The organism is Actinosynnema mirum DSM 43827 (genome assembly GCF_000023245.1).
GTDB classification, from domain to species: Bacteria; Actinomycetota; Actinomycetes; order Mycobacteriales; family Pseudonocardiaceae; genus Actinosynnema; species Actinosynnema mirum.
Map to the genome: position 1 here is coordinate 7,068,132 of NC_013093.1, position 20,892 is coordinate 7,089,023.

The 20,892-nt window shown below is 73.3% G+C and carries 19 protein-coding genes; 7 read left to right on the top strand and 12 right to left on the bottom strand.

Going from position 1 to position 20,892, the window contains the following annotated elements:
* Positions 1-84: 84 nt before the first annotated feature.
* The 3 genes from ilvC to AMIR_RS29845 are packed head-to-tail and all read right to left on the bottom strand — an operon-like array spanning position 85 to position 3,548.
* Complete coding sequence (gene ilvC, locus AMIR_RS29835) at positions 85-1,098, bottom strand: ketol-acid reductoisomerase (protein WP_015804711.1); 1,014 nt, start codon at positions 1,096-1,098, stop codon at positions 85-87.
* Positions 1,099-1,157: 59 nt separating this feature from the next.
* Entirely contained in the window at positions 1,158-1,664 is a 507-nt protein-coding gene (gene ilvN / locus AMIR_RS29840; RefSeq protein ID WP_015804712.1) for an acetolactate synthase small subunit, read from the bottom strand.
* 48 nt (positions 1,665-1,712) lie between these two features.
* A complete protein-coding gene (locus AMIR_RS29845) occupies positions 1,713-3,548 on the bottom strand; it encodes an acetolactate synthase large subunit (protein ID WP_015804713.1) in 1,836 nt (611 codons plus the stop codon).
* Between the two features lie 291 nt (positions 3,549-3,839).
* Here AMIR_RS29845 and AMIR_RS29850 point away from each other — a divergent pair, with 291 nt between their 5' ends.
* From AMIR_RS29850 to ilvD, 3 genes are all read left to right on the top strand, one after another.
* On the top strand, positions 3,840-4,463 hold the full coding sequence (locus tag AMIR_RS29850; RefSeq protein ID WP_143760953.1) for a PH domain-containing protein: 624 nt from the start codon (positions 3,840-3,842) through the stop codon (positions 4,461-4,463).
* A 135-nt stretch (positions 4,464-4,598) separates the two neighbouring features.
* Entirely contained in the window at positions 4,599-5,018 is a 420-nt protein-coding gene (locus tag AMIR_RS29855) for a vitamin K epoxide reductase family protein (protein ID WP_015804715.1), read from the top strand.
* Positions 5,019-5,133: 115 nt separating this feature from the next.
* Entirely contained in the window at positions 5,134-6,978 is a 1,845-nt protein-coding gene (ilvD, locus tag AMIR_RS29860) for a dihydroxy-acid dehydratase (protein WP_015804716.1), read from the top strand.
* 170 nt (positions 6,979-7,148) lie between these two features.
* Here ilvD and AMIR_RS36390 read toward each other — a convergent pair whose 3' ends face one another.
* The 3 genes from AMIR_RS36390 to AMIR_RS29875 all read right to left on the bottom strand — a co-directional run bounded on the left by AMIR_RS36390 (position 7,149) and on the right by AMIR_RS29875 (position 10,074).
* Entirely contained in the window at positions 7,149-8,000 is an 852-nt protein-coding gene (locus AMIR_RS36390) for a DoxX family protein (RefSeq protein ID WP_015804717.1), read from the bottom strand.
* 189 nt (positions 8,001-8,189) lie between these two features.
* Positions 8,190-8,900: a hypothetical protein gene (locus AMIR_RS29870; RefSeq protein ID WP_015804718.1), complete on the bottom strand. Its 711-nt coding sequence runs from the start codon at positions 8,898-8,900 to the stop codon at positions 8,190-8,192.
* A 259-nt stretch (positions 8,901-9,159) separates the two neighbouring features.
* A complete protein-coding gene (locus AMIR_RS29875; RefSeq protein WP_041837128.1) occupies positions 9,160-10,074 on the bottom strand; it encodes a 2-hydroxyacid dehydrogenase in 915 nt (304 codons plus the stop codon).
* 49 nt (positions 10,075-10,123) lie between these two features.
* Here AMIR_RS29875 and AMIR_RS42950 point away from each other — a divergent pair, with 49 nt between their 5' ends.
* Positions 10,124-11,017 carry an alpha/beta hydrolase gene (locus AMIR_RS42950; RefSeq protein WP_118948518.1) on the top strand — a complete coding sequence of 298 codons (894 nt, stop codon included), beginning with the start codon at positions 10,124-10,126 and terminating at the stop codon, positions 11,015-11,017.
* 11 nt (positions 11,018-11,028) lie between these two features.
* Positions 11,029-12,207, top strand: coding sequence for a PQQ-dependent sugar dehydrogenase (locus AMIR_RS29885; RefSeq protein ID WP_041838497.1), 1,179 nt, complete (start codon positions 11,029-11,031; stop codon positions 12,205-12,207).
* Positions 12,208-12,238: 31 nt separating this feature from the next.
* Here the strand turns inward: AMIR_RS29885 and AMIR_RS29890 are convergent, their stop codons facing one another.
* The 6 genes from AMIR_RS29890 to gatC all read right to left on the bottom strand — a co-directional run bounded on the left by AMIR_RS29890 (position 12,239) and on the right by gatC (position 19,324).
* The gene (locus tag AMIR_RS29890) at positions 12,239-14,869 is read right to left on the bottom strand and encodes a CHAT domain-containing protein (protein ID WP_245554556.1); all 2,631 of its coding nucleotides are present in this window, start codon (positions 14,867-14,869) and stop codon (positions 12,239-12,241) included.
* Between the two features lie 103 nt (positions 14,870-14,972).
* Positions 14,973-15,335: a hypothetical protein gene (locus AMIR_RS29895; RefSeq protein WP_015804723.1), complete on the bottom strand. Its 363-nt coding sequence runs from the start codon at positions 15,333-15,335 to the stop codon at positions 14,973-14,975.
* A gap of 482 nt (positions 15,336-15,817) precedes the next feature.
* Positions 15,818-17,323: an Asp-tRNA(Asn)/Glu-tRNA(Gln) amidotransferase subunit GatB gene (gene gatB / locus AMIR_RS29900; protein ID WP_015804724.1), complete on the bottom strand. Its 1,506-nt coding sequence runs from the start codon at positions 17,321-17,323 to the stop codon at positions 15,818-15,820.
* Positions 17,320-17,511 carry a hypothetical protein gene (locus tag AMIR_RS29905; protein ID WP_015804725.1) on the bottom strand — a complete coding sequence of 64 codons (192 nt, stop codon included), beginning with the start codon at positions 17,509-17,511 and terminating at the stop codon, positions 17,320-17,322. The genes gatB and AMIR_RS29905 overlap by 4 nt, the downstream gene beginning before the upstream one ends.
* On the bottom strand, positions 17,508-19,028 hold the full coding sequence (gene gatA / locus AMIR_RS29910; RefSeq protein WP_015804726.1) for an Asp-tRNA(Asn)/Glu-tRNA(Gln) amidotransferase subunit GatA: 1,521 nt from the start codon (positions 19,026-19,028) through the stop codon (positions 17,508-17,510). The genes AMIR_RS29905 and gatA overlap by 4 nt, the downstream gene beginning before the upstream one ends.
* Positions 19,025-19,324, bottom strand: coding sequence for an Asp-tRNA(Asn)/Glu-tRNA(Gln) amidotransferase subunit GatC (gene gatC / locus AMIR_RS29915; RefSeq protein WP_015804727.1), 300 nt, complete (start codon positions 19,322-19,324; stop codon positions 19,025-19,027). Before gatC ends, gatA begins: the two co-directional genes overlap by 4 nt.
* Positions 19,325-19,588: 264 nt before the next feature.
* Between gatC and AMIR_RS29920 the strand changes: the two genes are divergently transcribed.
* Together AMIR_RS29920 and AMIR_RS29925 are read left to right on the top strand one after the other, a co-directional pair.
* Positions 19,589-20,236 carry an ACT domain-containing protein gene (locus tag AMIR_RS29920; RefSeq protein WP_015804728.1) on the top strand — a complete coding sequence of 216 codons (648 nt, stop codon included), beginning with the start codon at positions 19,589-19,591 and terminating at the stop codon, positions 20,234-20,236.
* Between the two features lie 118 nt (positions 20,237-20,354).
* Complete coding sequence (locus AMIR_RS29925; RefSeq protein WP_015804729.1) at positions 20,355-20,843, top strand: SWIM zinc finger family protein; 489 nt, start codon at positions 20,355-20,357, stop codon at positions 20,841-20,843.
* Positions 20,844-20,892 lie beyond the last annotated feature (49 nt).

Below are 20,892 nucleotides of genomic sequence, written 5' to 3' on the forward strand. Positions count from 1 at the left end.
CACCGACCAGCCGCGCCCCCGCCGTCCTCGCGGACCCCCGACCGGCCGCGCGCCGTGCGGCTGATCAGGGGTTTCGCCAGAACGTCAGACCGTGTCGGTCAGCGGCCGGTCCACCCACGACATCAGGCCGCGCAGCTTCTTGCCGACCTCCTCGATCGGGTGAACTTCGCCGTCCTGCTGCAACTTCTTGTAGTTGCCTCGGCCCTTGTCGTCCTCCTCGACCCACTCCTTCGCGAAGGTGCCGTCCTGGATCTCGGTCAGGACCTTGCGCATCTCCTCCTTGACCGCGGGCGTGATGACGCGCGGGCCGCGGGTGAGGTCGCCGTACTCGGCGGTGTCGGAGATCGAGTAGCGCATCCGCGCGATGCCGCCCTCGTACATGAGGTCGACGATCAGCTTCAGCTCGTGCAGGCACTCGAAGTACGCGACCTCGGGGGCGTACCCGGCCTCGGTCAGCACCTCGAAGCCCGCCTGCACCAGCGCCGAGGCGCCGCCGCACAGGACCGCCTGCTCGCCGAACAGGTCGGTCTCGGTCTCCTCCTTGAACGTCGTCTTGATGACGCCCGCGCGGGTGCCGCCGATGCCCTTGGCGTAGGACAGGGCGAGCGCCTGCGCGGTGCCCGACGCGTCCTGCTCGACCGCGATGAGCGCCGGGACGCCCTTGCCGTCGACGAACTGGCGGCGCACGAGGTGGCCGGGGCCCTTGGGGGCGACCATCGCGACGTCCACGTTGGACGGCGCCTGGATCAGGCCGTAGCGGATGTTGAAGCCGTGGCCGAAGAACAGCGCGTCGCCGTCCTTCAGGTTCGGCGCGATGTCGTTGGCGTAGATGTGCCGCTGAGCGGTGTCCGGCGCCAGGATCATGATCAGGTCCGCCTCGGCGGCGACCTCGGCGGGCGTGCCGACCTTGAGGCCCTGCTCCTCGGCCTTGGCGCGGGACTTGGAGCCCTCGGGGAGGCCGATCCGGACGTCGACGCCGGAGTCGCGCAGGCTCAGCGCGTGGGCGTGGCCCTGGCTGCCGTAGCCGATGACCGCGACCTTGCGCCCCTGGATGACGCTCAGGTCGGCATCGTCGTCGTAGAAGATCTCGACGCTCACTGGTGGGTACTTCCTTCCGTGGTTCTGCGGAAAACTCAGCGGTCCTGCGGGAAAAGGGCTCAGCGCACCGCGGTCGCGGTGATGGAACGGGCGCCACGGCCGATGGCGACCATGCCGGACTGCACGATCTCGCGCAGCCCGTAGGGCTCCAGCATCCTGAGCAGCGCGTCGAGCTTCTCCGACGTGCCGGTCGCCTCGACCGTGACCGCCTCCGGGGAGACGTCGACGACCTTGGCGCGGAACAGCTGGACCGTCTCGAGGACCTGGCTGCGCACGGTGGCGTCAGCGCGGACCTTGACGAGCAGGAGCTGGCGCTGCACCGAGGCGGCCGTCTCCAGCTCGACGATCTTGATGACGTTGACGAGCTTGTTGAGCTGCTTGGTGACCTGCTCCAGCGGCAGCTCCTCCACGGCGACCACGATCGTCATCCGGGAGATGTCCGGGTGCTCGGTGCGGCCCACCGCGAGCGACTCGATGTTGAAGCCGCGCCGGGAGAACAGCCCCGCGACCCTGGCCAGGACGCCGGGCTTGTCCTCGACGAGGACGCTGAGGGTGTGCTTGGTCATCGGTTGCCGTCCTCGTGGTTGCGCCCCGTCGCGGCGCGGTGCGCGCGGTCAGACATCGTCTTCCTCGAACAGCGGGCGGATGCCTCGGGCGGCCATGATCTCGCTGTTGCCGGTGCCCGCGGCGACCATCGGCCACACCTGGGCGTCCTTGCCGACGGTGAAGTCGATGACGACCGGCCGGTCGTTGATCTCCAGGGCCTGCTTGATGACCGCGTCGACCTCCTCGCGCGACTCGGCGCGCAGGCCCGCGCAGCCCATGGCCTCGGCGAGCAGCTTGAAGTCGGGGATGCGGTGCTTGTGGGTGCCCAGGTCGGTGTTGGAGTAGCGCTCGCCGTAGAACAGCGTCTGCCACTGCCGGACCATGCCCAGGTTGCCGTTGTTGATGACCGCGACCTTGATCGGGATGCCCTCGATCGCGCAGGTCGCCAGCTCCTGGTTGGTCATCTGGAAGCAGCCGTCGCCGTCGATCGCCCAGACCGTGCGGTCGGGCACGCCCGCCTTGGCGCCCATGGCCGCCGGGACCGCGTAGCCCATCGTGCCGAGGCCGCCGGAGTTGATCCAGGTGCGCGGGCTCTCGTACTTGACGAACTGCGCCGCCCACATCTGGTGCTGGCCGACGCCCGCCGTGTAGACCGCGTCCGGGGACAGCGCGCCGATCCGCTCGATCACGTACTGCGGGGACAGCGTGCCGTCGTCCGGCCAGTCGTAGCCCAGCGGGAACGTGCCGCGCCAGGAGTCGATCAGCTCCCACCACGGGGTCAGGTCGGCGGCGTGCCCGTGCGCCTTCTCGTTGGCGACGGCGTCGATCAGCTCGGTGATGATCTCCTTGCAGTCGCCGACGATCGGCACGTCCGCGCGGCGGTTCTTCGAGATCTCGGCCGGGTCGATGTCGGCGTGCACGACCTGCGCCTCGGGCGCGAAGGACTCCAGCTGGCCGGTGACCCGGTCGTCGAAGCGCGCGCCGAGCGCGATCAGCAGGTCGGCCTTCTGCATCGCGGCGACGGCGGAGACCGTGCCGTGCATCCCCGGCATCCCCAGGTGCTGGCGGTGCGAGTCGGGGAACGCGCCGCGCGCCATCAGGGTGGTGACGACCGGGATGTCGTTCTCCTCGGCCAGGCGCAGCAGCTCGGCGGAGGCCTCGGCCTTGATGACGCCGCCGCCGACGTACAGCACCGGGCGGCGGGCGGCGGCGACGAGCTTCGCGGCCTCGCGGACCTGCTTGCCGTGCGGGCGGGTGGTCGGCCGGTAGCCGGGCAGCCGCAGCTCCGGCGGCCAGGAGAAGGAGGTGGTCTCCTGCAGGACGTCCTTGGGGATGTCCACCAGGACCGGGCCGGGGCGGCCGGTGGCGGCGATGTGGAACGCCTCGGCGATCGCCCTCGGGATGTCCGCCGGGTCGGTGACCAGGAAGTTGTGCTTGGTGATCGGCATCGTGATGCCGCAGATGTCGGCTTCCTGGAACGCGTCGGTGCCGATGAGCGGGCGGGACTGCTGGCCGGTGATGGCGACGACCGGGACCGAGTCCATGTTGGCGTCGGCCAGCGGCGTCACCAGGTTCGTCGCGCCGGGACCGGAGGTGGCCATGCAGACGCCGACGCGGCCGGTGGCCTGGGCGTAGCCGGTGGCGGCGTGGCCCGCGCCCTGCTCGTGGCGCACCAGGACGTGGCGGACCTTGGTGGAGTCCAGGAGCGGGTCGTACGCGGGGAGGATGGTGCCGCCGGGGATGCCGAACACGATCTCGCAGCCGACCGCCTCAAGGGAGCGGACGAGGGACTGGGCGCCCGTCACGCGGACGGGCGCGCCGCTCGGGGGCGCCGGCTTGGGCCGGGGTCCAGGGCGGGGCGACAGCGGCTCACCGGGGGCCGGTCGCGAGGTTGCGCTGGTCATCTGTCTGCCTCTGGGTCAAGGTGAGGAGCACGGTCCGGGCACGAAAAAACCCCCGCCAACCCGGATCTGTCGGGTCGTACGAGGGTCGCGCGTCGACGCAAGCTGTTCCGCTCAGGCGTCGACGCGCCTGCGAAGTACGAGAACGAGGTTGCGCTGCATGGCCCTGACGTTAACCGTGGAACTCGGGCAGCGTCAACTGTGCGGGACAGCACTCCCGGATCGTGGACGCATCGGGTGACCGCCCCTGGGGTGGCGTCACCGCCCGTGAGGTGGGGTGCGACCATCGCGGACGTGCCCAAGCTCGTGTTCCGCGTCCCCGCCACCGCCCTGCTCGCCTCCGGGCTGACCGCGATCTGCGTGACCCCGATGGCGCTGGCCGAGCCGGTCCTGTCGGTCCTGTACCTGCTGCCCCTGGGCTTCGCGTGGTGGGTGGCGCGCACCCGGACCACGGCGACCCCCGAGCGGCTGGTGACCAGGACCGCGTTCGGCGGGCGGGTCGTCGCGTGGGACGAGGTCAGGTCGCTGAAGGTCGGCGAGAAGGGCGGGCTCTCGGCCGTCGTCGCGGACGACGAGCTGGTGGAGCTGCCCGCCGTGAAGCTCGCGCACCTGCCCGCGCTGGCCGCCGTGAGCGGCGGCCGGGTGGACGACCCGGTGGCGCGCGCGAAGGCCCTGGCCGAGGCCGAGGAGGCTCGGGCCGAGGCCGAGGCCGAGGCTGAAGCTGAGGCGGTCGAGGCCGCGGAGAGCACCGAGCCCACCGAGACGACCGAGCCCACCGATCAGGTGTCGCCCGAGCAGGTGAAGAAGGACACGGCCGACGCTGGGCAGTCCACTGAGCAGTCCACTGAGCAGTCCACCGGGCAGTCCACCGGGCAGTCCCCCGCGAAGCCGGTCGCGAAGCCCGCCGACGAGGTCTGACCCGGCGCGCCAGGGTCCGGGGTCCCCCACCGCGCGGGACCCCGGTCGCACCTCCCGAGGGCCCGAGTCCCCGATTCCGCAGCCGCCCGCCCCGTCCTCCCGACCGGGGCCGCCCGCTTACGTAGAGTCGGCCCGGTGACCCAGAAGTCCCGTCTGGCCTTCCTGATCCTGTCGCTGCTCGGGCTGGCGACCTCGGTCTACCTGACCATCACCCACTTCCAGCAGGAGCTGCTGGTCTGCTCCGAGAACTCCCTGGTCGACTGCGGCACGGTCACCAGCAGCGAGCAGTCGGAGCTGCTCGGCGTCCCGGTCGCCGTCCTCGGCGCGCTGTTCTTCGCCTTCCTGACCGCGATCAGCCTGCCCTGGGCGTGGCGCGTGCCGCTGCTGCGCTGGGCGCGGCTGGGCGCGGTCGGCGTGGGCGTGCTGTTCGTGGTCTACCTCGTCGCCGCCGAGTTCCTGCTCATCGGCAAGATCTGCCTGTGGTGCACGGTGGTGCACGTCGTCACACTGCTGCTGGCGGGCGTGCTGGTCCGGGGCGAGCTGAAGCAGGGGTAGCCTGGGGTCACCGCTCCCCGCACGGCCCCGGCGCCCACGACCGCACCGGACTGCCGCGCCGACGCACCTCGCGCCCGACGCGAAACCAGACCACGCCAGGAACCCAGGAGGAGCTGTGCCCCCGCTCCGTTCCCGAACCACCACCCACGGCCGCAACGCCGCAGGCGCCCGCGCGCTGTGGCGCGCCACCGGCATGACCGACTCGGACTTCGGCAAGCCGATCGTGGCGATCGCCAACTCGTACACGCAGTTCGTGCCCGGTCACGTGCACCTGCGCGACCTCGGCGACATCGTCGCCGAGGCGATCCGCGAGGCGGGCGGGGTGCCGCGCGAGTTCCACACCATCGCGGTGGACGACGGGATCGCGATGGGCCACAGCGGGATGCTCTACTCGCTGCCCTCGCGCGAGATCATCGCCGACTCGGTCGAGTACATGGTGAACGCGCACCAGGCCGACGCGATCGTCTGCATCTCCAACTGCGACAAGATCACGCCGGGGATGCTCAACGCCGCGATGCGGCTGAACATCCCGGTCGTGTTCGTCTCCGGCGGGCCGATGGAGGCGGGCAAGGCGGTCGTGGTGGACGGCGTCGCCGTCGCGCCGACCGACCTGATCACCGCGATCTCCGCGTCCGCGTCGCCGGAGGTGGACGACGAGGGCCTGTCGGTCGTGGAGCGCTCGGCGTGCCCGACCTGCGGGTCGTGCTCGGGCATGTTCACCGCGAACTCGATGAACTGCCTCACCGAGGCGCTGGGCCTGGCGCTGCCGGGCAACGGCTCGACGCTGGCCACGCACTCCGCGCGCCGCGAGCTGTTCTCCGAGGCCGGTCGGGTCGTGGTGGAGCTGTGCAAGCGCTACTACGGCGAGGACGACGAGTCGGTGCTGCCGCGCTCGATCGCGAACCGCGCCGCGTTCGAGAACGCGATGGCGCTGGACATGGCCATGGGCGGCTCGACCAACACCGTGCTGCACATCCTGGCCGCCGCGCAGGAGGGCGAGGTCGAGTTCGACCTGTCCGACATCAACGCGCTCAGCCGCCGGGTGCCGTGCCTGGCGAAGGTCTCGCCGAACTCCGACTACCACATGGAGGACGTGCACCGGGCCGGTGGCATCCCCGCGCTGCTGGGCGAGCTGTACCGGGCCGGGCTGCTCAACGAGGACGTCACCACCGTCCACTCGCGCACGATGGCGCAGTGGCTCGGCGAGTGGGACGTCAGGGCCGAGTCGCCGTCCGAGCGCGCGGTGGAGCTGTTCCACGCCGCGCCCGGCGGGGTGCGCACCACGCAGGCGTTCTCCACCTCCAACCGCTGGTCGAAGCTGGACACCGACGCGGCGGGCGGGTGCATCCGGGACGTCGAGCACGCGTACACCAAGGACGGCGGGCTGGCCGTCCTGCACGGCAACCTGGCCGAGTCCGGCGCGGTCATCAAGTCGGCGGGCATCGACGAGGACCTGTGGCGGTTCGAGGGCCCGGCGCGCGTGGTCGAGTCCCAGGAGCAGGCGGTCTCGGTGATCCTGAACAAGGAGATCCAGGCCGGTGACGTGCTCGTGGTCCGCTACGAGGGCCCGTCCGGCGGTCCGGGGATGCAGGAGATGCTGCACCCGACCGCGTTCCTCAAGGGCGCGGGCCTCGGCAAGAAGTGCGCGCTGATCACGGACGGCCGGTTCTCCGGCGGCACCTCGGGCCTGTCCATCGGCCACGTCTCGCCGGAGGCGGCGGGCGGCGGGCTGATCGGCCTGGTGCAGGACGGCGACCGGATCGTCATCGACGTGCACGAGCGCAAGCTGGAGCTGCTGGTCGACGAGGCGGTGCTGGCCGACCGGCGGGCGAAGATGGAGACCTCGGAGCGGCCGTGGCAGCCGGTGGACCGGGTGCGCCCGGTGACGGCGGCGCTGCGCGCGTACGCGCGGATGGCGACGGACGCGTCGAGGGGCGCGGTGCGCGACGTCAACCGGTGACGCGCTGACCTGCGGGAACACCACCCGTTGAAGGGGCGCGGACCAGACGGGAGCCGAACCGGTCGAGGTTCGGCGAGGTGCTGAGGCGCAGCGGTGAGCGGTTTCGCACTGCTGCGCGAAGAGGGGCCCGACCGGATCTCCGGTCGGGCCCCTCTTCGCTCTGGCGCGCGTCAGCGCAGCACGAGGTGGGTGAGCGCGGTCAGGCCCGTCGCGAGCAGCAGGCACAGCGAGGCCGCCAGCAGCGGGCGGTGGAACCACGGGCGCCGGTGGTCCAGGGAGACCCGGCCCGGTCCGGCGAACAGCACGCCGAGCGCAGCCGCCGCCAGCGCGGCCTCGAACTCGACGCCGTCGGGCAGGAAGAAGCCGTTGGTGTAGTTGAGCAGCAGCACGTTCGCCATGACGCCGAGCACGCCCGCGGCGGCCAGCGGCGTGGCGAAGCCCAGGATCAGCAGCACGCCGCCGACCAGCTCGGTCAGGCCGGTCACCCAGGCCAGGAGCCCGGACTGCTGGTAGCCGATGCTGGCCAGGACCTTGCCGAACGCGTCGAGCCCCGGCCCGTCGAACAGGCCGAACACTTTCTGCAGGCCGTGCCCGGTGAACACCAGGCCCAGGCCCAGGCGCAGCGCGAGCAGGCCGACGTCGTGGCTCGCGGTCCAGGCGGGCGGCAGCCTGCGGTCGACGGCGTCGTCGAAGCGGGACACCGGTTCGTCCAGGTCGGGCACCGGTGTGAACCCGGTCCCGGTGCCCGGCCGGTGCGGCTGGACGTCGTCCTCCGGCTCGTACCGGTCCTCGGGCTCGTGGCGGTTCTCCCGCCCGTACCGGTTCCGGGGCAGGTCGTCGCCGTCGAAGTAGCCGGTGCCGGTGCCACCGGTGACCAGTGGTTTGGTGCCCCTGCCCTGCGCGGGCTCCGGGTCCGGTTCGTCGGCGTAGTGGTGAGCCCCCCTGGCCGTGGCGCCCGATGCGCGGAGTCCGTCGTCGGTGTAGCCGCCGGAACTTCCCCGGCGGTCGCCTTGATTAGCCACGGAACCGCACGGTAGGAGGTTCACCGGAAGACCGCGAGCGTCCGTACGGCCCAACCATTTGAGCCGAACGGACCAATTGGCAGTTGTGAGGTGGAGAAATGCCGGCGGCCCGGCCCAAAAATCGGACCGGGTCGCCGGCGGCGCCGTTTGCGACGCTTATCACGAAAAGATCACCGAGAGGTTCGGGGATCAGGGGCGAAGGCCGCCCAGCAGACCGCCGACCAGCGGCAGGCCACCGAGCAGGCCGGTCACGGCGCCCAGGCCGGGCAGACCGCCGCCGCCACCGGCGCCACCGAGCAGGCCACCCACCAGCGGCAGGCCGCCGGTCAGGCCGCCGAGACCGCCGGTCAGGCCGCCGACCACCGGCAGGCCGCCCAGCAGGCCGCCCGCGCCGCCACCGGAGCCGCCGGTGAGACCACCCAGGGCGCCGGTGAGGCCGCCGAGGCCCGCACCGCCGGTCAGCGGCAGGATGTTGCCCAGCAGGTCCTGGAGGCTGCCGAGCAGCTGGGACACGACGCCGGTGAGGGAGCCGAGACCGCCCAGGCCCGGCACGGCGCCGGTGACGCCCCCGAGACCGGGGAGGCTGGGCAGGCCGGGAAGGATGCGCTGCAACTCGGCGCTGGCGGCTTCCGCCGCGTCGGCGTGGGCCGCCATCGAGGGGTCGTTGAGCTGCGCGAGCGAGCTGCGCAACTGGTCGTTGGTCGACTGAAGGGCTGCCAGGTCGCTGGCCTGGGCGGCGCGGACGAGCGCCGCGGCCTGGCCGTCGATCTGCTGCACCGTGGACTGGGTCTGGCCGGAGACCTCGGCAGGCGCGGTCTCCGCCTGGGCCAGACCTGCCGAGGACAGCGCGAGGACACTGCCCGCAGCGGCGGCGACAGCGAATCGGGCGATCTTGTTCATCTCTGGCTTCTCCTTGGATCGGATATGTCCGAGCCGGACCCCGAAACCATGGCCCGAATCGGCGCGGAGCAAATCTCGACCAATTGCGGAGAGCTACTAGATCGATTCGAACGGTAATTGCCCGCCGATAATCCCTCCCCCGTGCGGGTGAGCCGTTTCGTCGGGAGACGATCGTCGCCCCGACTGCGCGGTGACGACCGTCCCCCACCTCAGTCCGCCCGGACGGACTCCGGTCGCACGTTCGGTGCGGTTGTCCGGCTCAGTACTCGCCGTTCACCACATTGGCTGGCCGCTCGCCCCTGGCGAACCGCTCGACCTCGGCCCTGACCACCGCGTAGGCCCGCGCGGTGTGCCCGGTGCAGCTGCCCGCCACGTGCGGGGTGAGGAACAGGCCGGGCGCGGTCCACAGCGGGTGGCCCTGCGGCAGCGGCTCGGGCTCGGTCACGTCGAGCGCGGCGCGCAGCCGCCCGGAGAGCAGCTCGGCGACGAGCGCGTCGGTGTCCACGACCCGGCCGCGCGCGGCGTTGACCAGCACGGCCCCGTCCGGCATCCGGGCCAGGAACTCCGCGTCGACCATGCCGTCGGTCTCCGAGGTCAGCGGCACGACCAGCAGCACGGCGTCGTGGTGCGGCAGCAGGTCGGGCAGCTCGGACATGGCGCGCACGCCGTCGCGGGCGGTGCGGCCGACCAGGGTGGTGGTGGCGTCGAACGGCTCGACCCTGCGCTGGAACTGCCTGCCGAGGTCGCCCGCGCCGACCACGAGCACCTTCTTGTCCTGGAGGGTCTCGGTGACGTGGTGCTCCCAGCGGCCCGCGTCGGCCAGGCGCTGGAACACCGGGAAGTCGCGGTAGACCGACAGCAGCGCGCCGACGGCCCACTCGGCGGTGCTGCCGCCGTGCGCGCCCCGGCAGGTGGACAGCAGCACGCCGTCCGGCACGAGCCCGAGGAACCGCTCGACGCCCGCGCTCAGCAGCTGCACGAGCCTGAGGTTCGGCAGCTGGGCGAGCACCTCGCGCGGGTCGCTGCCCTGGAGGAAGCGGGGGACGAGCACCTCGGCGGCCTCCGCGCCCTCGGGGAGGGGCTTCCCCGGTTCGTAGCGGAGCGCGCGGACACCGTCCACACCGGACAGGGCGGTCACTCCGAGGTCGTCTGGTACCAGCACGGTGAGCGTCACGCCCGCACGCTACCGGCAGGTCCGCGCGGTCCGGGGCACACTGTCCGGCGTGCGGGAGGTCGTGGCCGAGGACGGCGCCCGGCTGCGGACCTGGCGGGTGGACCGGGGCGGGCCGGACGTGCTGCTGTGCGCGGGCCTGGGCATCCCGGAGGCGGCGTGGCCGCCGTTCCCCGCGCACCTGCTCGGCTGGCACTACCGGGGCACGCTCGGCTCGTCCCGGCCGGACGACCCGGCGCGGGTGCGGCTGGCGGACCACGTGTCCGACGCGCTGCGGGTGCTGGACGCGGCGGGCGTGGAGCGGTGCCCGGCGCTGGGGTGGTCGTTCGGGGTGACGGTCGCGGTGGAGCTGGCGCTGCGGCACCCGGACCGGGTGTCGGGGCTGCTGCTGGTGGCCGGTCCGCCCGGTGACGTGCTCGGCGCGGTGCTGGGCGCGCACCTGCTCCCGCTGGACCGGCTGGGGCTGGACCGGGTGCTGCCGGAGCGGGCGCGGCGGGAGCTGGCGCGCGGCGGGGTGCGGGCGCTGCGCCGGGTGGGGCCGCTGCTGGGCGCGGTGCTGGGCCGGGTGCCGGTGCCGGAGGTGGACCTGTGGGCGGCCCGCGTGCTGGGCCCGCTGCTGCGCACCGACTGGGCCTGGTTCGCCGAGCTGGCGCTCGCGCTGGCCGAGACCCCGCCCCAGGACCTGTCGACTGTGACGTGTCCCACAACCGCCGTCGTGGGCAGGTACGACGGGCTGGCCGCCCCGAACAGCCTGCTGGGCCCGGTCGCCCGACTGCCCCAGGCGAGGTGCCGGGTGCTGCCCACCACGCACTTCCTGCTCCCGCTGGCGCACCGGGACGAGCTGGTCGCCGAGCTGGCGCTGCTGCTGCGCAGGGTCGACGCGGTGGAGCGGGCGATGGTGTGGGCGGGCAGGCCGCTCACCCCGCGTTCACGGCCCCCCGCCTAACCTGGGTCACCGTGGCGTCACGTCTGAGAGCGGTGCTGGCAGGCTCCGCCGTCGGCCTGCTGGCCGTCGGCTGCGCCAGCTTCCCCGAGCAACCCACCCCGGCGGGCTGGAGCTCGCAGGTCCAGCTGACCCCCCAGGCGGGGCCGACGCCGGAGCTGCCGGGCGAGCTGCCGCAGAGCCCCGGACAGGGCGGGCAGGCGCCGTCGTCGGTGCCGCCGCCCCAGGGCTGCCAGGACTTCAACCCGGCGGTCATCGGCACGTGCCTGGACCGGGTGTCCGGGGTCGCGCCGATCGCGGTCGACCAGTCGACCGGCTCGGTGACGGCGCTGGCCTCCGAGCGCACCACCGGGCGGCTGGTGCGGGTGGCCAAGGACGCCGAGGCCGTGCAGGTGGCCAGGTTCGAGGTGGACGCGTCGGCGGACGGCGGGCTGACCGCCGTGCTGCCCTCCCCCACCTACGCCGAGGACCAGCTGGTCTACGCGTACGTGACGACCGCGACGGACAACCGGGTGCTGCGCATCGCGCCGGGCGACGTGCCCAAGCCGGTGCTGACCGGCATCCCGAAGGGCGCTTCCGGCAACCGGGGCGCGCTGGCGCACGACGCGAGCGGCGCGCTGCTGGTGGCCACCGGTGACGCCGGGAACCGGGCGCTGGCGGCCGACCCGAACTCGCTGGCGGGCAAGGTGCTGCGGATCGACAGCTCGGGCGGGCCGGCGCGGGGCAACCCGACGGCGTCGTCGCGGGTGTTCGCGAGCGGGCTGTCCGCGCCGACCGGGCTGTGCGTGTCGCCGGACGGCGCGCGGACGTGGCTGACCGACGTCGGCGCGGGCGCGGACGCGCTGCACCGGCTGGAGGCGGGCAAGGCGCTCGGCACGCCCGCGTGGACCTGGCCGGACCGGCCGGGCCTGGCGGGCTGCGCGGCGGCGGCCGACTCGGTGTGGGTGGGCCTGTCGAACAAGAACGGCCTGCTGGTGCTGCCGACCAACCAGGACGGCTCGTTCTCCGGCGAGCCCGCGCCGATGCTGGACGGCGACGGCGGGTTCGGCCGGATCGGCGCGGTGGTCGGGCTGAGCGACCAGGCCGCGCTGGTCGGGACGGTGAACAAGACCCCCGGGGGGACCCCGGTCTCCAGCGACGACCGGGTGGCGGTCGTGGTCAAGCCCGAGGGCGTCGGCGGCGGCAAGGACTGAGACGCTCCTGGAAGCGGAGCGGGCTCGGGGGCTAGCCGGCCCCCAGGCACACGAAGGGTCTTCGCAGCGGGTCCTCGGCGACCGCGCGCGCCAGCGCCAGCGCCGGGCTCTCCCCCGCGAGCAGCTCCCGGTGGAACACCTCCATCGCCAGCGCGGACGGCTCGTCGCCGACCTTGCTGGACGCCGCGATCACCGTCCGCACCCCGCCCGCGAGCAGCGCACCGGCGAACCCGAGCGGCTCGTCGCCGGGCCGCACCCGGTTGAGCGCCAGCTCGCACGCGGACAGCACGACCTTGGTGGGCAGCTGCCGCACCCGGCCGATCTCGTAGGCGAACACCGCGCCGTCGGTCAGCTCCAGCCGGGAGAACAGCGCGTTCTCCGGCTCGTGCTCGCCGTGCGCGGCGATGTGCGCCAGCCCCTGCCCGGCCAGCGCGGTCAGCACCGCGCCGACCTTGGCCTGCGGCACGTCCAGCACGGTGGGCCGGTCGTGGTAGCCGGCCAGCCGGTCCAGCTCGGTCTGCGCCGCCTGCAGGCCGGGCCCGCGCACCAGCAGCACCCCGTCCGGGTCGTCCTGGCCGCTGCCCAGCGCGGACACCCAGGCCGTCGCCGACGGCACCACCGAGGTCGGCCTGCCCGCGCAGGTGGGCAGCACGCCCCACGGCACCGCGTGCAGCGCCCCGGTGGGCACCACGACCAGCTCCCGCCCGCCGAGCATGGCGGCGAGCGGGCGGAGCAGCGCCTGGTCCAGCACCTCGGCCTGCCGCCTGGCCGACGCGGAGATCACCTCGACCAGCGGCGCGGGCAGGTGGTCGGGGGCCAGCGCGTTCAGGTCGGCGTGCAGCCTGCGCGCGCTCTCGGCGACGACCCCGGCTGGTCCGAGCCGGACCAGCCGCACCAGGCCGTCGACCAGCACGACGGCGACGAGCTCGTCGTCGGACACCGCGTAGCTGACCAGCGTCCGGTCGCCGAGCGCGGCGGCGACCTCGGCGGCGGTGACCACCGGCCGGGGCGTGCCCCACGGGGCCGCTCCCCAGCCGAGCCGGGTGGCCGCGTGCTTGGCCAGCCGCAGCCGCTCCTCCAGGGCCCCGGTGGACTGCCCGTCGAGGCGGGCGCGCAGCAGCGCGCCGGTGAGCCTGCGGACCTCGGTGACCCGCTCGGTGAGCCCGTCGTCCTCGGGCGTCTCGACCGGGTCGTAGCGGTACAGCTGGGCCTTGGTGCGCTCCAACCAGGTGAACAACCGCTGCGCGCCCTCGGCCGAGCCCGCGCCCTCCAGCGCCAGCCGCACGGCCAGCTCGCCCAGTTCGAGGCCGTGCACGGCGGTGCCGGACATCATCTCCAGCCCGCCGAGCCGGTCGCGCATCCGGCCCAGCTCATCCAGCCCGGCCTTGGCCTGGGCGAGCGCGACGCGCCGGTTGCCGCGCGCCAGCGCCAGCTCCGCCCGGCACAGCCGCAGCAGCATCCGCAGGTCGATGGCGACGAACTTGTGCGACCGGACGACCCCGCGCAGCAGCCCGTCGGCCCGGTCGGGCGCGCCCCTGCGGATCTCCAGCCTGGCCGACAGCACGAGCGCGAGCGCGGCCTGCTCGACCAGCCGCAGCGCGGTCAGCTCGGCGGACAGCGCGATGGCCCTGCGCACCAGCTGCTCGGGCGGGCGGCGGGGGGCCTGGAGCGCCCGCTGGACGTCCACCCGCAGCGCCAGCAGGCCCGCGACACCCGCCCACGCCGGGCTGCCGCGCCGCAGCAGCTTGCGCTGCGCGGCCTTGGCCATCCGCTTGGCGAGCACGAGGTCGCCGTCCTGGAGGGCGGCGGCGGCGCGGAACAGCTCGGCCTCGGCGACGTCCTGCCCGATGCGCTGGCGGCGCAGCTCGGGCAGCACCTCGTCGAGCAGCCTGCCCGCCTCGTCGGCCAGGCCGACGCCGATGAGCGCCTCGGCCTGGTCGATGCGCAGCCGCAGCAGCAGGCCGGGCTCCAGCCTCTGGAACGCGAGCGCCGCGTCGTGGTAGTGGCGCAGCGCGGCCGGGGTGTCGCCCGCGCGCTGGAGCGAGTTGCCGAGGGCGTGCTTGGCGATGGCCGAGCGCGTCGGCAGGTCGTGCGCGTCGGCCAGCTCCACGGCGCGGTCCAGGTCCCTGGCCGCCCGGTGGTAGTCCTGGGCCTCGCCGTGCGCGTTGCCCCGGTTGGTCAGCGCGACGACGAGCTGCTCGACCGCGTCGGGCTTCTCGACGAGGACGCGCTCGCTGCGCTCGACGGCCACGTCGAGCCGGGCGACGCCCTCCTCGATCCGGCCGACCCGGCACAGCAGCGCGGCCTGGTTGACGGCGACGACGATGGCGAGGCCGTCGCGCAGGCCCTCGTCGGTCAGGCCGCCCAGCTCGGCCTCGACCGCGGCGAGCTGGGTGAGGCCCCGCTCGACGTTGCCGGTCTCGGCGAGGCAGAAGGCCAGGGTGCTCATGAGCCTGGCGCGGACCTCCAGGCGGTCCTGGGGGGCGATGCCCCCGGTCTCCAGCAGGGCGAGCCCCTCGCGCATCTGCCGGATGGCGAGCGGGTGCCGGTCGGCGGTCGCCGCCTCCAGCGCGCTGCGGTGGAGTTCCCTGGCGAGTTCGATCGCGTTGTCCGGTCCGGTGGGCCCGCGCGTTCCGCGAGGTCTGAGACCGGGTGTGTGCACGGCCACTGCCATATCAGATCACACGCGGCAAGCAGGGGGCCGGGCGGTTCTCGCCCGGCCCCCGGACTCGTCGCGCGCTCGTTCCGGAGTTCCCGCCGCCCGGTCAGTTGGCCACGGCGGTCGCGGGCTCGTCCAGCGGCTTGTAGGGGCCGCCGTTCACCTCGTTCACGGGCTCGTCCAGCGGCTTGTAAGGACCGCCGTTGACGACCGCGTCGGACTTGCCCGACAACCGGTCGACATCGCCGCCGACCAGGTCCAGCCGTTCGGCGGGCGGCTGGTCGGAGCCGAGCAGGGCGACGGGCTCGTCGAGCGGCTTGTAGGGGCCGCCGTTGACGACGACCTCGGGCTCGCCCAGGGGCTTGTACGGGCCGCCCATGGGCGTGACGGGCCTGCGACCGCCGGGCGGCGGGCCTGCGGGCGCGGCGCCCGACTCGTCGTCAGTGCGGACGGGTTCGATGGCAGACATGAGTGTTGTCCTCCCCTTGCAACGGCACCCGCGGCGACGGGTGCTCTCGTGCCTGTGCGTGTGCGGTGATCACTCGAACAGCCCCCCGGCTCGCCCGAGCGGACAAAGCCTTACACAGATGGCGGCTGCTTTGAGGGGTTTTTTTACTCAGAGCCACCAGAGTGCTTTTTGCCCACCCGCCGTGACCAGCCCCGACAATGCTGAGCACACAACAATGTCACCCTGTAGGAGTAACGGGTTCACGGTACGAATCCGTGCGCAGGGCGAACAGCGGCGCGAGACGTCACTCGACCCGGCGAGGAATAGTCATCCCGGTAGCGCAATCCGCGCCCGATCTCGCCCTTCAGAGTGTCACCCGAAAGGGTTAGATGAATGATCCTCACGGAGCAGTGGGCCGGCACGCCTGGAAAGCGCGGGACCCCGGAGCCGAAGCCGGTTCCGGGGTCCCGCGTGCGCGCGTGAGCGCGAGGTGCCGCCTGGGGTCAGCCGCCGCAGCGGGCGATGACCAGCTCCCGCACCCGCTTCGCGTCGGCCTGGCCCTTGGTGGCCTTCATGACCGCGCCGACGATGGCGCCCGCCGCCGCGACCTTGCCGTCGCGGATCTTCGCCGCGATGTCCGGCTGCGCCGCGAGGGCCTCGTCCACGGCCTTCTCCAGCGCCGAGTCGTCCGACACGACCTTCAGGCCGCGCGCCTCGATCACCGCCTCCGGCTCGCCCTCGCCCGCCAGCACGCCGGTGACGACCTCGCGGGCCAGCTTGTTGGTCAGCTCGCCCGCGTTGACCAGCGCCACGACCCGCGCGATCTGGACCGGCGTGATCGCCAGCTCGCCCAGCTCGACGCCCCGGCCGTTGGCCTCCTTGGTCAGGTAGGCCACCCACCACGAGCGCGCCTCGGCGGGCGTGGTCCCCGCCTCGACGGTCGCGGCGACCAGGTCGACCGCGCCCGAGTTGACCAGGTCCCGCAGCTCGGCGTCGGTCAGCGACCACTCGGTCTGGATGCGCTTGCGGCGCTCCCAGGGCAGCTCGGGCAGCGTGCCGCGCAGCTGCTCGACCCACTCGCGGGACGGGGCCACGGGCACCAGGTCGGGCTCCGGGAAGTACCGGTAGTCCTCGGCGGTCTCCTTGGCGCGGCCCGAGGAGGTGCCGCCGGTGGACTCGTCGAAGTGCCGGGTCTCCTGGCGGATCGAGCCGCCGCCCGCGAGCACCGCGCCGTGCCGGGTCATCTCGAACCGGACCGCCCGCTCGACGCTGCGCAGCGAGTTCACGTTCTTCGTCTCGGTGCGGGTGCCGAGGACGTCGGAGCCCTTCGGCATCAGCGACACGTTCGCGTCGCAGCGCAGCGAGCCCTGGTCCATGCGCACGTCGGAGACGTCGAGGGCCTTGAGCAGGTCGCGCAGCGCGGTCACGTAGGCGCGGGCCACCTCCGGCGCGCGGGCGCCGGTGCCGCTGATCGTCTTGGTGACGATCTCGATCAGCGGGACGCCCGCCCGGTTGTAGTCCAGCAGCGAGTGCTCCGCGCCGTGGATGCGCCCGGTGGCGCCGCCGACGTGCAGCGACTTGCCGGTGTCCTCCTCCATGTGCGCGCGCTCGATCTCCACGCGCACGACCTCGCCGTCGTCCAGGGTGACGTCGAGCCAGCCGTTGAAGGCGATCGGCTCGTCGTACTGCGAGGTCTGGAAGTTCTTCGGCATGTCCGGGTAGAAGTAGTTCTTCCGGGCGAACCGGCACCACTCGGCGATCTCGCAGTTGAGCGCGAGGCCGATCCGCATCGCCGACTCGACCGCGGTGCCGTTGACCACCGGCAGCGCGCCGGGCAGGCCGAGGCACACCGGGCACACGTTGGTGTTCGGCTCGCCGCCGAAGACGTTCGCGCAGCCGCAGAACATCTTGGTGGCGGTGTGCAGCTCGACGTGCACTTCCAGGCCCAGGACGGGGTCGAACCGCTCGATGACCTCGTCGTAGTCCATCAGCTCGTAGGCCGTGGTCATGCCAACCCGTCCTTCCGGTACGCCCTGACGGCCATGGCCGCGCCCGTGACGGCGACCAGGACGCTGCCCGCCGCGTTGACCAGGGCGAGCTTGTCGCCGTCACCGCGCGCCGAGCGCAGGGTGGAGAACGCGCTGGCCGCCGCGGCGACCGCGCTGAGCAGGCCGAACAGGCCGCGTGCCGCCCTCATCGGGCCGCTCCTTCCAGCTGGGGGGCCTGGCTGATGACGGTGTGGCCGAGCGCGGCGTCGCGAGCGACCTCGTAGGCCGCGGCGACCCGGTACATGCGGTGGTCCTGCAGGGCCGGGGCCATGATCTGCAGGCCGACCGGCAGGCCGTCCTCCTCGGACAGTCCGCTGGGGACGCTCAGCGCGGCGTTGCCCGCCAGGTTGGCGGGGATCGTGCACAGGTCCGCCTTGTACATGGCCATCGGGTCGCCGGTGCGCTCGCCGATCTTGAACGCCGTGGTGGGCGTGGTCGGCGACACCAGCACGTCGACGGTCGCGTAGGCGGCCTCGAAGTCGCGGGTGATGAGCGTGCGGACCTTCTGCGCCGAGCCGTAGTAGGCGTCGTAGTAGCCGGAGGACAGCGCGTAGGTGCCGATCATGATGCGCCGCTTGACCTCGGCGCCGAAGCCCGCCTCGCGGGTCATCGACATGACCTCCTCGGCGCTGCGCGTGCCGTCGTCGCCGACGCGCAGGCCGTAGCGCATGGCGTCGAAGCGGGCCAGGTTCGAGGACGCCTCGCTGGGCGCGATCAGGTAGTACGCGGGCAGCGCGTAGTCGAAGCTCGGGCAGGAGACCTCGACGATCTCGGCCCCGAGCTGCTTGAGCTGCGCCACGGCCGCCTCGAACGAGCGCAGCACGCCGGGCTGGTAGCCGTCGCCGGAGAACTGGGTGACCACGCCGACGCGCACGCCGGTCAGGTCGCCGGACAGGCCCTCGCGGGCCGCCGCCACCACCGGGGGGACGGGGGCGTTGATCGAGGTCGAGTCGAGCGGGTCGTGACCCGCGATGACCTCGTGCAGCAGCGCGGCGTCCAGCACCGTGCGGGCGCACGGGCCGCCCTGGTCGAGCGAGGACGAGAACGCCACCAGGCCGTAGCGGGACACCGAGCCGTAGGTGGGCTTGACGCCCACGGTGCCGGTGACCGAGCCGGGCTGGCGGATCGAGCCGCCGGTGTCCGTGCCGATCGCGAGGGGGGCCTCGAACGCGGCGAGCGCGGCCGAGGAGCCGCCGCCGGAGCCGCCGGGGATGCGGTCCAGGTCCCACGGGTTGCGGGTCGGGCCGTAGGCGGAGTTCTCGGTGGAGGAGCCCATCGCGAACTCGTCCATGTTCGTCTTGCCCAGCACCACGACGCCGGCTTCCTTCAGCCTGCGCGTGACGGTGGCGTCGTACGGCGGGCGCCAGCCCTCCAGCATCTTCGAGCCGACGGTCGTGGGCACGCCCTCGGTGGTGAAGACGTCCTTGAGCGCCAGCGGCACGCCCGCGAGCGGGCTCGCCGGGGCCTCGCCCGCCGCGACGGCCTCGTCGACGCGGCGGGCGGCGGCGAGCGCGCCCTCCCGGTCCACGTGCAGGAAGGCGTGCACGGCGCCGTCGACCGCGTCGATCCGGTCGAGGTGCGCCTGCGCGACCTCGACGGCGGAGACCTCGCGGGAGGCGATCTTCGCCGCCAGGTCGGCGGCGGTGCTGCGGGTCAGGTCGTTCATGCTTCCTCACCGAGAATGCGCGGGACGCGGAAGCGGCCTTCCTCGGCGGCGGGGGCGCCCGCGAGCGCCTGCTGCTGACCGAGGCTGGGACGCACCACGTCCTCGCGGAACACGTTGGTCAGCGGTACGGCGTGCGAAGTGGGTGGGATGTCAGCGGTGGCGATGTCGCCCACCGTGGCCACCGACTGCAGGATCACGTCAAGCTGGCCTGCGAAGAGGTCAAGCTCGTCGTCGGTGACGGCGAGCCTGGCCAGGCGGGCCAGGTGCGCGACCTCGTCGCGGGAGATGCTCGGCACCTCGTCAACCCCCGTGGGTCGGTTGTGGGATCTGGGACCCGGCGAGTCTATTGGCTGGTCAGGGTGAGGGCCGACCGGGTTGTCGTGCACGGTGGGGGGAGTGGCGGATTTTACGCCCGCGCAACGCACGGCGCGGGTCGGGAAGCGAGGCTCCGTCTGAGACAATCACCGGCTGGCGGGTGCCGAAGTCCGGCAGTCCGGCAGTTCAGGGGTTCCGCAGCCCAGCAGTTCCGCATTTCCGCAGCAAGCCTGGAGGCGTGCACCGTGTCCTTCCTGATCCGCGTCCAGCTCCCGGACCGTCCCGGCACGCTCGGCGCCGTGGCGTCGGCCCTCGGCGAGATCGGGGCCGACATCCTGAGCGTGGACGTGGTGGAGCGGTCGCCGGGGGTCGCCATCGACGACCTGGTGGTGGAGCTGCCGTCCGGGCGGCTGCCCGACGGGCTGATCACCGCGGCGGAGTCGGTGGAGGGCGTCGAGGTCGACGCGGTCCGGCCGTACGCCGGGGTGCTGAACACGCACCGGGAGCTGGAGCTGGTGGAGGAGGTCGCCGACGAGCCCGCCAAGGGGCTCGCGGTGTTCACCGAGGGCGTGCCGAAGATCATCCGCGCCGGGTGGGCCGTGGTGATCGAGATCGACGGGAGCGGCTACCGGGTGACCGCGTCGGCGGCGGCGCCGGAGAGCGTGGAGCTGCCGCCGTGGATGCCGCTGGCCAGGGCCACGGTGCTGGACGGCGAGGACGGCTGGGTCCCGGAGACCTGGCGGGAGCTGGGCACGGAGCTGGCGGCCACGCCGCTGGGCCGGGCCGACCGGGTGCTGCTGGTGGGGCGGCCGGGCGGGCCGATGTTCCGGGCGGCCGAGGTCGCGCGGCTGGCGCACCTGGCGGGGATCGTCGCCGTGGTGCTGCCGGACTGACCGCTGCCGGCCTGACCGCTGGTGACCTGACCGCCTGCCTGCCCGTCGTGCGGGTGGCGGTGGGCTTCCCGAACGAGGGGCACGAGCGCGGCGGGCCGCACGGTGTTGGATACCGCACATGGCGACGCTCACCCCTGCCCTGTTGCGGCACCGCGCGGGCCACAAGTCCTACTGGCGCGGACTGGCCTACCGGGACGCCGTGGTCTCCGTGGTGCACCACCCCAGGCACGTGACCGGGGTGGTGCGCGGCAGCTCTGAGTACTCGATCACGCTGGCCTGGGACGCCGAGGGGAACCTGCGGGGGACCTGCGCCTGCCCGTACGGGGAGCAGGGGTTCTTCTGCAAGCACTGCGTCGCCGTGGGCCTGGTGCTGCTCGACCGGGGCGAGACCGTGCCCGCGCCGGACGCCGAGGACGACGAGCTCCGCACCGCGCTCACCCGCCTGCCGCGCGCGGCGCTCGTGGAGCACCTCTACGAGCAGGCCACGCGCGACACCGCGCTCCGCGAGCGGATCCTGGCCGAGGCCGAGGAGGCGACGCGCGCGACGGGAATCCCCAACCAGCCCAACGGCGCCGTCCAGGGCAAGGTCATCCCGTACCGCCGCTGACCGCTGAGCCGCTCACGCCACGGCGCCGCTGAGCCGCTGAGCCACTGAG